Origin of the sequence: Cupriavidus neocaledonicus (genome assembly GCF_000372525.1) — a bacterium.
GTDB classification, from domain to species: Bacteria; Pseudomonadota; Gammaproteobacteria; order Burkholderiales; family Burkholderiaceae; genus Cupriavidus; species Cupriavidus neocaledonicus.
Genome location: NZ_AQUR01000094.1, coordinates 133461 through 145692 on the forward strand (window position 1 = coordinate 133461; position 12232 = coordinate 145692).

Consider the following 12232-nt stretch of genomic DNA (forward strand, 5'->3'; position numbering starts at 1 on the left):
CGGCCGCCTGCTAGCGCGCGTGTCGCCGTCGCGGCCGTGCGCGCTTGTTAGCGCCCGTCAGCCGTCCCTGCCGCTCCAGCCGCGTGACCGCCATGGTGAAGCCGACAAAGAGAAAGCCCAGCACGTTGGCGGTCAGCTGCCCGATCAGCGACCATGTCAGCAGGCACAGCGTGCTCACCAGCCACAGCAGGATGGCAAAGCAGTTGCCGCTGCGCCGCGCCGCGCCAATGGCCAGCCACATGCCGGCGACGCACACGGTGAATTTCAGCGCCACGTACAGGTAGCCGAGCAGGCCGGCCTCCTCGATGGTGCGCCCGGTCTCGGTCTCTGACAGCATGAAGGTGATTTCGCCGCGCTCGAGGTAGCTGGCCAGGTTGCTGCCGCGCCCGAGCCCCGCGCCCAACAGGGTCGGCGTGGCATAGGCCTGGCTCTCGCCCAGGAACATGGTGCCGACGCGATCGCCGAAGTCTTCGTCTTCCGCGGCGTCGTGGAAGCGCTGCATCGTGCCTTCGACGGACTCGCTGAACACGACCATGCCGACCGCTCCCATCAGCACCGCCGCGCCGACCCAGACCAGCACGCGGCGCTTGGCCACGGCGCGCCCGAACATCAGGATGCACAGCGCCGCCACCGCGAACAGGCCCGGCAGCAGCAGCACGGTGGCGCGCGAACCGCTCACCAGCACGCTGACCAGCAGGCTGCCCAGCACCACCAGCGCATACAGCCCGTGCCGCTTGCCGTCGCCGCCGAGCACGTATTGCAGCGCGATCGGCATGGTGATCGCCAGGAAGGTGGTGTAGCCCAGCGTGAACGAGAACGTGCCGGTGGTGCGCACGATGTCGCCAACCATCATGAAGACCCGGTCTTCGTCGCCGTCGACCTGCCGGTTCAGGAAGCTGCCGGGCGGCAGGAAATGCTGCATCACCACCAGTGGCGCCATCAGCACCATCAGCACCAGCGTGGTCTTGCAGATCGCGGCAACGTCCTCGGGCTCGAGCAGCAGCGCCGCGGCCACGCCGAACCACACATAGAGCAGCCAGAAGCGCAGCCCGACCAGCATGATGGCAAGGGTGCCGTCGCCGGCGATGGTCTGCACCAGCCCCCATGCCAGCACCAGCGCGCTCCACAGCAGCAGCAGCCGCATCGCCGGCCGCGCCGGCGTGAAGCCGCCATAGCGCATGGCGTAGTAGATGCCATAGACCGCCAGCAGGTCGCGCAGCAGCACCAGCGGCAGGCTCAGCGAACCCGCCACCCACTTGCGCGCCGCGCCTTCCAGAACGGCTACCAGGAACACCAGCAAGAACACCGTGCCGAAGGTGGTGCGGGCCTGCCGGCGGATGCGCGAGCGCGCCGGCGGCGCCAGGTGTGCGGCGGAGTGGCTCAGCATAGCGTCGCGATGGTTGCGACCGCGGCGCGGCGATACCTGGCCCAGGTGTACTTCTCCCCGGCCAGGCTCGCGTACGGGCGCGCCTCGTCCAGGCTGGCGCGCACCGTGGCAAGCTCCAGCATGCGGTCATACAAGGATTGCGCGCTGACCTGGACCACCCAGCCCGCGCGCGGGAATTCCTGCAGGATCTCCTTGGCCCCGACGCGCTCCGACACCAGCGCCGGCGTGCCGCAGGCGAGCGCCTCGGCCACCACCATGCCGAACGAATCGAAGCGCGACGGCAGCACCAGGCAATCGGCATCGGCCAGCTCCTGGTACAGCGCCGGCTGGGGCAAGGCGCCGAGCAGCGTGACCCCGGGCGTCGACGCCAGCGCCGCGGCCAGGCCGGGCTCGGCGCCGCCGCCGGCCACCGCCAGCTCGGCCTCGGGCACGCGCGCGCGCACCATGGCAAAGGCCTGCTGCAGCAGGTCGACGGCCTTGAGCGTGGTCAGCCCGCCGGCATACAGGAAGCGCGTGCCGGCGCGCGTGCGCCGGCGCTGCACGTTGCCGGGCAGGCTGGCGCCAAGCAGGATCGGCCTGAGCTTGGCGTGCGGCACACCGGCCTGCGCGTAGGTCTGCGCGGCGAATTCGGAACAGGTGATGACCAGGTCCGCCAGTTCCACCTCGCGGTCCTTGCGCGCGTCGATGCAGGCCAGGTAGGGGTCGGGCTGCACACCCAGCAAGGCCGCCGCGGTCGCGCGATGCACCGCCGGCGCATCGAGCACGCAGCGGGCGCCGATGCGGCGCGCCGCCTCGAAGGTCCGCATCGCCGAATTCTCGTAGGCCACCACCACGTCCGGGCGCAGCGCCTCGACGCGCCGCGCCGCCCACGCATCGAACAGGTGGAACACGCGGTGCGCATAGGCCGACTGCGACATGCGCAGATAGCGGTTGAGCCCGATGCGGCGATGCAGCCCCAGCTTGAGCATGGCCGGGAAGCACAGCGGATGGCGGCGCAAGGCGCGCGGGATGCCGACTTCGCGCACCTTGGCGCCGAGCGTCGGCGGCAGCCACCACGGCGCCGGCTCGCCCGGGCCGCGCACCGGCACGCCCGACCAGTACTGGCACAGCAATCCCTGCTCGTGCAGCGCCTGCGCCATCTGGTGCGAATGCTGCAGGCCGGGGTGGGTGACCAGGACTTTCATGGGCGGCTCCCATCGACGCTCAGCGCGGGCGGCGGCAGGAGCCGCCCGGCACGGATCGCGCCCGCCAGCTCGCACAGCACCGCGACGCCGAGCCCGGCAGCCAGCCCGGCATCGAACCACAGCACGCCGCGCAGCGTGGACAGGTCCAGCAGGTGCGGGGCGGCCAGGCACCAGCCGATCACCACCGGCACCTGCATGTAGTTGAAGTGGTTGAGGCCGCGGTTGGCCAGCAGTTCCCAGGCCACGCCGGCAATGCTGTAGGCGCCGGCGCCCAGGCAGGCGATCAGCAGCTCCGAGGTCAGGCCGGCGTAGTTGGCGCCGACCAGGCGCAGCAGCAGCTCGGGCCACAGCCAGGCCAGCAGCACCAGCGTGCCGGCCGGCAGCGACCCCAGCAGCAGCCAGCCCAGGTACTGGCGCAGCACGTGTTCGCGCGCCTGCGCGAAGCGCGGCACGACATACGCGCCCACCACGACGCTGACCGGCACCAGCAGCTGGCCGATGCGCGACAGCGCGCCGATCGCCGCGGTCTGGCTGACCGCGCCGTAGAACGCGACGATGGCGAAAGCGAACTGCGACTGCAGGCAGTAGAACGCGTCCATCGGGATCTGGCGGCGCGTGATGGCGCGGATCGAACGCTGGTCCTCGGCCACCGGCTCGGCAGCCTGCGCCGGCAATTCGCGGCGCAGCCAGCGGCGCACGAACGGCACGCGCAGCCCCGCGAACAGGGTGTTGACCAGGCTGGCGGCAAGCGCGCTCTGCAGCCCCGCCAGGTAGACGCCCCACGACAGCAGCAGCCGCGCGCCCGACAGGCCGGCATCGAGTGCCTGCAGCGCCGGCCCGCGGTTGGCGAACAGCAGCACCTGATCCACCACGCGCGACTGCATGTCGAAATACCACATCGTCAGCAGCGTCAGCAGCAACGCGGCCATCAACGCCAGCGATGCATGGTTGCGGTACATCAGCACGCCGGCGACGATCAGCAGCGGCGGCAGCAGGAAGGCCGAGATGCGCTTGCGCTGCGCCAGCGCGGCGCGCGTGGCCTGCGCCGCGCGCTCGCGGTCGGGCCAGGTGCGCCCCAGGATGGCATTCAGGCCGAAATGGATGCCACCCTTGGTGATGATCGACATGGCGCCGACAATGGCCCCGGTGACGGTGTAGATCGCGTAGTCGCCGACGCTGAGCCAGTGCGCCAGCAGCAGGCCGGTGATGGCGCCGAGGCCCTGCGACAGCACCGCGAAGACGAAGATGCGTAGCGCTTTCATGGGGTGCCGCCCCGCGTGGCGCCGCTTGCGGCGGCCTCGGCGACAGCCGCCGGCACCGGCCGCTCGCTCAGGATGTCCAGCAGCCGCTGCGCGCTCTGGCGCACCTCGAAGCGCCGCTGGAAGCAGGCTTGCGCCTGCGCCCGCATGCGCGCCTGCGCGGTGGGGTCGGCCTGCAGCCACTGGCGCAGGCATGCGCCGGTGCCCTCGACGGTATCGGCGCCGGCCAGTCCGGCCCCGTCCGCAACGATTTCGCGCCAGATATTGACCTTGTCGGAAATCAGCACCGGCACGCCGCAGCCCAGCGCCTCGGCCACGGCCACGCCAAAGTTCTCCTGGTGCGACGGCAGGCTGAAGACCTCGGCCGCGTGATACGCGCCCCACTTCAGGTCGCCCGCCAGCATGCCGGTCCAGCTGAGCCGCTGCGCCAGCCCCAGCCGTTCGGCCTGGCGCGCCAGGCGCTCGCGCAGCGCCGCCTCGACCGGCCCCGCCAGCACCAGTTGCAGCCTCGGATCGGCATCGGCCACGCCGGCAAAGGCTGCGAGCAGCAGGTCGCAACCCTTCTTTTCGTGGATCCGTCCCAGGAACAGCACGATGCGCTTGCCGCGCAGCGCCGGAAACGCGGCGAGGAACGTCTCGCGCAACGGCGCGGCCGCGGTGGGTGGCTGCGCGGTGCCATATCCGGCCACCAGCTCGCGGCAGTGATAGGGCCAGAATGCATTGCGCGAACGCCGCTGCTCTTCCTCGCAGGTGAACAGCACCGCGCGCGCGCCGCGCAGCACCCAGTAGTCGCCCAGCAGCCAGTACAGGCTCTTCTTGACGTGCTTGAGCGGATAGCGCTCGCGGAACCACGGGTCGAGCATGCCGTGGGTATAGACGAAGTACGGCACCTCGCCGCCGCGCAGCGCGAGGCAGGTGGCGAGCGCATGGAACTGCCACAGGCCTTCGACCAGCACCGCGTCGTAGTCGGCCGCATGGGCGCGCAGCCACGCCAGCATCCGCGGGTTGAAGCCGTACTTGGACGAGGTCGGGCCCAGCGCGACCACGGTCATCTCGCTGGCGCGCACGAACGGCGCGTCGGGTGCGTCGCCGCAGCAGACGTCGATCTCGGCGCCGCGTTCGCGCAGCGGCTGGCGCAATTGGCGGATGCCCTCGATGGGGCCACCCCCGGCGGGGTCGATGGAGGGTATGACGTGCAGCAGTCTCATGGTGCAGGCGATCTCCGGAATCCGCGCGTCGTGCCCGCTGTGTGCCTGGCACGGGTCCCCAGGCTGGCGCCAATGGCAAGCGGGGCCATACGTCCTCGTGCCCGCAGCTTGAGCCAGCGCGCCCGCGGCCTCTGTTCGCTGCCACACACCCGCGCCGGCCAGTGGCGGCACCGCCTGGCCAATGTGGACCAGCGCACCGAGCTGGTTCCCGCGGCGCACCAGAATGGCTTGCACCGGCGCCATCCGCATGGCGCGCAACCGGTCCCTGCCATGCCGATTCCGATCCTGATGTACCACCAGATCGACGCACCGCCGCCACGCCGCTCGCCCGGGCGCGGGCTGTGGGTGCCGCCGGCGCGCTTTCGGCGCCAGATGCGGCTGATGCACCGGCTGGGCTATCGCGGCCTGAGCATGCGCGACCTGATGCCGTACCTGCACGGCGAGCGCAGCGGCAAGGTGTTCGGCATCACCTTCGACGACGGTTTCCGCAATGTGTTCGAGCACGCCATGCCCGCGCTGGATGCGCTCGGCTTCACCGCCACCAATTACTTTGTCTCGCGCCAGCTGTCGGGCAGCAATGTCTGGGACCGTGAACTGGGCATCCGCCCCGCGGCGCTGATGAGCGTGGCGCAGATGCGCGCATGGCACCAGCGCGGCCATGAGGTCGGCTCGCATACGCTGGACCATGTCGACCTGCGCCGCATGGCGCCGCACGAGGCGCGCCGGCAGATCGCCGTGTCCAAGGACGAACTGGAGCAGTGGCTCGGCGTGCCGGTGACCGCCTTCTGCTATCCCTACGGCAGCCAGGACGCCGCGCACCGGGACATGGTGCGCGACGCCGGCTACGCCAACGCCACCATTACCGCGCGCGGCCTGGCGCGGGCCACGGACGATCCCTTCGGCCTGCCCCGCGTCAGCGTCTATTGCGGCACCGGCATGCTGGGCTTCCTGCGCAAATGCCTGACCGGGCATGAAGACCGCTGGCGCGAGGCCTAGCGCCCGGCTTCGGAACCCTGCTGCTCGGTATTGAAGGGTACGCGCTCGCGCGGCTCGCTGGGATGCTGGGTGAAGCGCGCAATGGCCTCGGCGTAGCGCTGCGCCACCGCCTTGCGCTCATGCTCGCGCAGGAACTGGCGCGTGCCGGTTTCGTCCCGGCGTGACGCGCCGGCCAGTACCGCGGCCATGGCCGCGTGCAGCGGCTCGAGCGCCGGCTCGACCACCCAGCCGAAGTCGCCGACCGCTTCGGGCAGGCCGCCGCGCTGGCTGACGATCACCTCGCAGCCCGCCGCCAGCCCTTCCAGCGCGACGATGCCAAACGACTCGAAGCCCAGCGACGGCGCCACCAGGCAGCGATGCCGGCCCAGCAGCGCCGCCACGCCGGCGGCGCACTGGCAGCCGGCAAAGTGCACCGCGGCGGCGCAGCCGAGCCCTTCGGCCAGCCGCGCCAGGGCCTCGCGCTCGGGCCCGTCGCCGACGATGGTCAGGCGCGCATGCGGATGCCGCGCGTGCAGGCGCGCGAAGCTGCGCACCAGCAGCTCCACGCCTTTTTCGGACACCAGCCGCCCGACGAAGATGAAGCTTGCCGGCGGCCGCGCCTCGGCTGGCGGCGCCGCGGCGAACAGCTCGTCGCGATAGCCGTTGTGGATCACCAGCGGCTGGCCCGGCAGCCAACCGGCCAGGTAGTGGCTGACGCAGATGCTGTCGTAGAAGCGCGACAGCCAGCGCTTGATCGGACCGGTCCAGTTGCCGCGGTTGTGGCCGTGGACCACGTAGGGGCCGTGGTGCGTCAGCACGATGCGCCGGCGCAGCGCGCTGGCCAGCATCACGTCATAGAAGGTCAGGCCGACGAACAGCACGCGCCGGTGGCGCAGCATGGCGCGCGCCAGCTGCAGCTTGCCGCCGACCCGGGTCACGGCGAACGGGAAGGTGGTGGCGTCGCCCGGCGCGGCCGGTGTGCGCGTGGCCACTTCGACGGGATAGCCCAGTTCCGCCAGCCCGCTCGCCAGTTCCTCGGCGAACCGCTCCATGCCGCCGATCAACGGATGGAAGGGGGCGCTGTAGATCAGGATGCTGGGCAGCGGCGCAGGGGTCTCGCGCAACGGCAAGGGATGCATCATCGCGTCATGGCTCCGGTCGCACCGCGTGCGGGCAAGCCTGTGTACGCGGTCTCCTGCCTGCAGCATGCGCCAGCAGCGGGTGCGGTTCCGTGCGCTGGCGCACCTGCAAGGAGCGTGATGTCGGCAACGGCAAGCGCGACGGTCTCGCGCCCGGCTTCTGTGGCGCGGCGCACCGATGCGCGGCACGGCTTCAAGCGAGCATCGCCGCAATGCCTGCCGTCCCGGGAACGCTCCGTATGATCATCCAGCACACCCACCGCACCTCCGGCCCGTCGTTTTCGCTGTCCAACCGTGTACGCCGGCAGCTATGGAACTGGGTATGGCTGTGGCTGTTCCGCCCCAGCCTGCGCCCGATGCATGCCTGGCGCGCCGCACTGCTGCGGCTGTTCGGCGCCCGCCTCGGCCGCGATGCGCGGGTCTACCCCGCGGCGCGGATCTGGGCGCCGTGGAACCTGGTGATGGGCGAGCACACCGCCGTCGCCGACGGCGTGACCCTCTACAACATCAGTCCGATCACGCTCGGCGACTACGCCATCGTGTCACAAGGCTCGCACCTGTGCACGGGATCGCACGACTACAACAGCGAGACCTTCCAGCTGATCGCGTCGCCGATCACGCTGGAGCGCCATGTGTGGGTGTGCGCCGAAGCGTTTATCTCGCCGGGCGTGACCTTGCCCGAAGGCGCGGTGATTGCCCCGCGCACGGTGGTCACAAAGCCCCTGCGCCAGGCGTGGACGGTGTATGGCGGCACCCCCGCGCGCCCCATCGGACAGCGCCGCCCGCAGCCATGAGGCAAGGCCCGGACCGCATGCCCGCGGCGCATTCGACCAGTGCGCGGCAGGCCACCCAAGGCGCCCGCGGCAGTGTGCGAGAGCGCACCGATTCACGCTACCCACCGCCCTAGGCTGGGAGCATCAGGGGCTTGCCGTCCCAGCGCGGGCGCGCCCCAATGTGCAGGAGGAATGTCGTGGAAACCAGTCAATGCCGCACTGTCAGCCTTACCGACCACGCCCGCCGCTCGCGCCCGCGCGCGCGGCCGGGCCTGTGCGCCGTGCTCGGCGCCGCCCTGCTATTGGGCGGCTGCGCCGCATCGCCCGGGATGCACTTCAGCCCGACCGCGAACGTCGACGCCGTCGGCCCGGACGCCAAGCCGGACATCACGCCCATCACCATGGACCTGGTGCGCGAGCTGCGCGCCAAGAGCAAGCCCACCAATGACCGCGTCGAGGAACTGTTCGCCACGCCCAAGCCCTATGTGATCGGGCCCGGCGACATCATCTCGGTGGTGGTGTGGGACCACCCGGAACTGGTGTTTCCGACGCAGACCTACAGCATCGGCGCGGGCTTCGAGGTCCCGGCCTCGACCGGCGGCTCCAACATGCCGGGCTATGTGGTCAGCCCCAACGGCGACATCCAGTTCCCGTATGCCGGCGTGATGAAGGTCGCCGGCAAGACCGCCAACCAGGTCCGCGACGAAATGGCGCGCGTGCTCTCGCGCGTGGTGCGCAACCCGCAGATGACGGTGCGCGTGCTCGGCTTCCGCAGCCAGCGCGTCTATGTCGACGGCGAGGTCAGGACGCCCGGCATGCTCGCCATCGACGACGCGCCGATGACGCTGGTCGAGGCGCTGAACCGCGCCGGCGGGGTGCTCAACAACACCGGCGACAACAGCCGCGTGCGCGTGACCCGTGGCGAGCGCAGCTGGTACGTGAATATCCCCGCGATGCTGGCCAAGGGCATCGACCCGTCGCGCATCCTGCTGCGCTCGGGCGACATCGTGCGCGTCGAGCAGCGCGAGGACAGCAAGGTCTTCGTCACCGGCGAAGTGGTCCGGCCAACCTCGCTGCTGATGCGCAACGGGCGCATGACGCTGAACGAGGCGCTGGGCGACGCCGGCGGCGTGAACCCCAACTCGGCCAACGCCGAGCAGATCTACGTGATCCGCAAGACGGCCAACGATTCGCCCAAGGTGTTCCACCTGGACGGCACCTCGCCGGTGGCGCTGGCCATTGCCGAAGGCTTCGAGCTGGAACCCAAGGACGTGGTCTACGTCGATGCCCGCGAAGTGGTGCGTTGGAGCCGTGTCATGACCCTGGTGGTGAGTCCGCTGGTTGGCGTCAACAGTCTCACTACCCGACCTTGAGCCATGCTGCAGGCGCCGCTCCTGATCTCCGATGAAACCGCGATGATCCGCTCGATCCTGGTGGTGTGCCTGGGCAACCGCTGCCGCAGTCCGATGGCCGCCGACCTGCTGCGCCAGGCCTTGCCCGACTGCCACATCAGTTCGGCCGGCCTGGCGCCGCCGGTCGGCGCCGGCGCCGATCCGCGCGTGATCCGTCTGCTGGCCAAGGACGGCCTGGACCTGGGCGCGCATCGCGCGCGCGAGCTCGACGACGACATGGTCGACGGTGCCGACCTGGTGCTGGTGATGGACAGCGAGCAGCGCGAATGGCTGGAGCAGCGCTTCCCGCGGGCGCGCGGCAAGACCTTCCGCCTGTGCGAGGCCGCGCAGGCGGATATTCCCGATCCCTACGGCGGCTCGCAGGCGATGTTCCTGATCGTGCTGGGGTTGATCCGCGAGGGCGTGCAGGCATGGACGGCACAGATTCAATCCGAAGCACAGGCAACCCGCTACGGGGAGGCAACATGAGCAACATCAAGAACCTGCGTGACTACGAGGCCCAGGCCCCGGAAGGCGATGAGCCCTCGTCGGATCTGACTTCGTATGTCGACGTGCTGATCCGTTACCGCTGGACCTTCCTCGCGGTTGCCGCGGCGGTGATGGCAGTGGGGCTGCTGTTCGCGTTGCTGTCCAAGCCGGTCTACCGCGCCGACATCCTGGTGCAGGTGGAGGACCAGAACAGCGGCAACGTCAACAATACCAACAAGCCCACTGCCACGGTGTCGCCCGTCTACGACGCCAGGCCCGCCCCTTCGACCGAGATCGAGCTGCTGCGCTCGCGCATGGTGGTGGGCAAGGCCGTCGACGCGCTGCAGCTCGACATATCCGCTTCGCCATACTATTTCCCGGTGGTCGGCGCGGCCGTGGCCGGCTTCAACCGCGAGCTGTCGCAGCCGGGCCTGTTCGGCCGGGGCGGCTATGCCTGGGGCAGCGAAGCGATCGCGGTATCGCGCCTGGAAGTGCCGCCCGCGATGGAGCGCCGGCTGATCACCGTGACCGCGCTGGGCAACAACCAGTACCGGCTGGCCTTTGCCAGCGACGATGCCGTGGCCGAAGGCCGGGTCGGCGTGCCGCTGACGGTGGCGACCCACAGCGGCAAGCTCACGATCGAGATCAGCCAGCTCGAAGGGCGCCCCGGCGCGGTGTTCCATGTCTCGCGCGTGCCGCGGGCGGTGGCCATTGCCGACCTGCAGAGCAAGCTGATGATCACCGAGCGCGGCAAGCAGAGCGGCGTCATCGGCGTGGCGCTGGAGGGCACTTCGGCCGAAAGGACCGCCGCCATCCTGAACGAGATCGGCAACGAGTATGTCGAGCAGAACCTGCGCCGCAAGGCCGCCGAAGCCGAGAAGTCGCTGGCCTTCCTGGAAGCGCAGCTGCCGCAGCTCAAGCAGCAGCTGGAAAGCGCCGAGTCGCGCTACAACAGCATGCGCAACCAGCGCGGCACCATCGACCTGAACGAAGAATCGCGGCTGGTGCTGTCGCAGTCGGTGGCCGCCCAGACCAAGCTGGCGGACCTGCGCCAGCGGCGCCAGGAACTGATTGCGCGCTTCACGCCCAACCATCCGGCAATCGAGATCATGGACAAGCAGATCGCCGACGTGAACGCCGAGATCGGCGCGGTCGGCAGCAAGATCCAGCGCCTGCCGGACCTCGAGCAGAACGTGCTGCGGCTGATGCGCGATGTCCGGGTCGGCACCGAGATGTACCAGTCGCTGCTGAACGACGTGCAGCAGCTCAGGCTGGTCAAGGCCAGCAAGATCGGCACGGCGCGGCTGGTGGACCCGGCCGAGGTGCCGATCCGCCCCGTCAAGCCCAACCGCACGCTGATCGCCGCGGCCTCGGTGCTGCTGGGCCTGCTGGCGGGCACGGCAGTGGTGGTGCTGCGCCGGCTGTTGGACGGCGGCGTCGCCGATGCGGACGAGATCGAGCGCGAGACCGGCATGACGGTGTACGCCACGGTGCCCTACAGCGCCGCGCAGTCGCGCCTGCGCGGCGGGCGCGATATCGACAAGCTGCTCGCCAGGCGCATGCCCGACGACCCGGCCGTGGAAAGCCTGCGCAGCTTCCGCACGTCGCTGCAGTTTGCGCTGCTCAACAGCGACAGCAACAACGTGGTGGTGATCACCGGCCCGGCGCCGGAAGTGGGCAAGTCGTTCATCTCGGCCAACTTCGCCACGGTGCTGGCCACCGCCGGGCGCCGCGTGGTGCTGGTCGACGCCGACCTGCGACGCGGCGGGCTCAACCACCATTTCGGCAAGCCGCGCGTGCCGGGGCTGACCGAACTGCTGACCGGCACGCCGCTGGAGCAGGTGCTGCAGCGCGACGTGGTGCCGGGACTCGACTTCATCGCCACCGGCTCGGAACCGCCACTGGCCGCCGACCTGCTGCAGACGCGCGGCATGGATACGCTGCTGGCCACGCTCAGGAACCGCTACGACGTAGTGCTGCTCGATACCCCGCCGGTGCTGGCCACATCCGACGCCGGCGTGCTGGCGACCAAGGCCGGCGCGGTGTTCCTGGTGGCGCGGGCCGATGCCAGCACGGCATCAGAACTCAAGGCCACGCGACGGGCGATCGTGCAGGCGGGGAGTGATATCAAGGGGGTGATTTTCAATGGGTTGAAGGTGGAGGGGAGGTGGTATCGGGCGCATTATCATTTTGGGAAGTATCGGTATATGAATCAGTATGGGGGGGCTAGTTCTAAGAGGGCTTAGGGGTTTTGTTGTTGGGGTGCGGGTGGTGTTGGTGTTGGTGTTGGTGTTGGGGACATGCTGTCGGCTGTTGAACCGCATTGGTGTTGGTGACATGCTGTCGGCTGTTGGACCGCATGGTTCCGCCCTGCTGGGCGGGTCACTTTTTGGCCGAGCGCCAAAAAGTAACCAAAAAGCGCGTTGA

The 12232-nt window shown here is 69.8% G+C and carries 10 protein-coding genes; 5 read left to right on the forward strand and 5 right to left on the reverse strand.

Annotated features, from left to right (window positions below):
- Positions 1–10: 10 nt before the first annotated feature.
- From A3AG_RS0114315 to A3AG_RS0114330, 4 genes are read right to left on the reverse strand one after another with little or no spacing between them, the layout of a single operon-like run.
- On the reverse strand, positions 11–1387 hold the full coding sequence (locus tag A3AG_RS0114315) for a hypothetical protein (RefSeq protein ID WP_018006073.1): 1377 nt from the start codon (positions 1385–1387) through the stop codon (positions 11–13).
- Complete coding sequence (locus tag A3AG_RS0114320) at positions 1381–2571, reverse strand: glycosyltransferase (protein ID WP_018006074.1); 1191 nt, start codon at positions 2569–2571, stop codon at positions 1381–1383. Before A3AG_RS0114320 ends, A3AG_RS0114315 begins: the two co-directional genes overlap by 7 nt.
- Positions 2568–3833 (reverse strand): hypothetical protein, encoded by a 1266-nt coding sequence (locus A3AG_RS0114325; RefSeq protein ID WP_018006075.1) that lies wholly within the window; start codon positions 3831–3833, stop codon positions 2568–2570. Before A3AG_RS0114325 ends, A3AG_RS0114320 begins: the two co-directional genes overlap by 4 nt.
- Positions 3830–5038, reverse strand: a complete 1209-nt coding sequence (locus A3AG_RS0114330) for a glycosyltransferase (protein ID WP_018006076.1) — start codon at positions 5036–5038, stop codon at positions 3830–3832. The genes A3AG_RS0114325 and A3AG_RS0114330 overlap by 4 nt, the downstream gene beginning before the upstream one ends.
- Before the next feature lie 270 nt (positions 5039–5308).
- Between A3AG_RS0114330 and A3AG_RS0114335 the strand changes: the two genes are divergently transcribed.
- Positions 5309–6034, forward strand: a complete 726-nt coding sequence (locus A3AG_RS0114335; protein ID WP_026164186.1) for a polysaccharide deacetylase family protein — start codon at positions 5309–5311, stop codon at positions 6032–6034.
- On the opposite strand, the gene A3AG_RS0114340 is transcribed toward A3AG_RS0114335, so the two are convergent.
- A complete protein-coding gene (locus tag A3AG_RS0114340) occupies positions 6031–7155 on the reverse strand; it encodes a glycosyltransferase family 4 protein (protein WP_018006078.1) in 1125 nt (374 codons plus the stop codon). The genes A3AG_RS0114335 and A3AG_RS0114340 overlap by 4 nt on opposite strands.
- Positions 7156–7391: 236 nt before the next feature.
- Here A3AG_RS0114340 and A3AG_RS0114345 point away from each other — a divergent pair, with 236 nt between their 5' ends.
- From A3AG_RS0114345 to A3AG_RS0114360, 4 genes are all read left to right on the forward strand, one after another.
- The gene (locus A3AG_RS0114345) at positions 7392–7946 is read left to right on the forward strand and encodes an LbetaH domain-containing protein (RefSeq protein WP_018006079.1); all 555 of its coding nucleotides are present in this window, start codon (positions 7392–7394) and stop codon (positions 7944–7946) included.
- Positions 7947–8122: 176 nt separating this feature from the next.
- Positions 8123–9298 carry a polysaccharide biosynthesis/export family protein gene (locus A3AG_RS0114350; protein ID WP_018006080.1) on the forward strand — a complete coding sequence of 392 codons (1176 nt, stop codon included), beginning with the start codon at positions 8123–8125 and terminating at the stop codon, positions 9296–9298.
- A gap of 3 nt (positions 9299–9301) precedes the next feature.
- Entirely contained in the window at positions 9302–9805 is a 504-nt protein-coding gene (locus A3AG_RS0114355; RefSeq protein ID WP_018006081.1) for a low molecular weight protein-tyrosine-phosphatase, read from the forward strand.
- On the forward strand, positions 9802–12051 hold the full coding sequence (locus tag A3AG_RS0114360) for a polysaccharide biosynthesis tyrosine autokinase (protein ID WP_018006082.1): 2250 nt from the start codon (positions 9802–9804) through the stop codon (positions 12049–12051). The genes A3AG_RS0114355 and A3AG_RS0114360 overlap by 4 nt, the downstream gene beginning before the upstream one ends.
- Positions 12052–12232 lie beyond the last annotated feature (181 nt).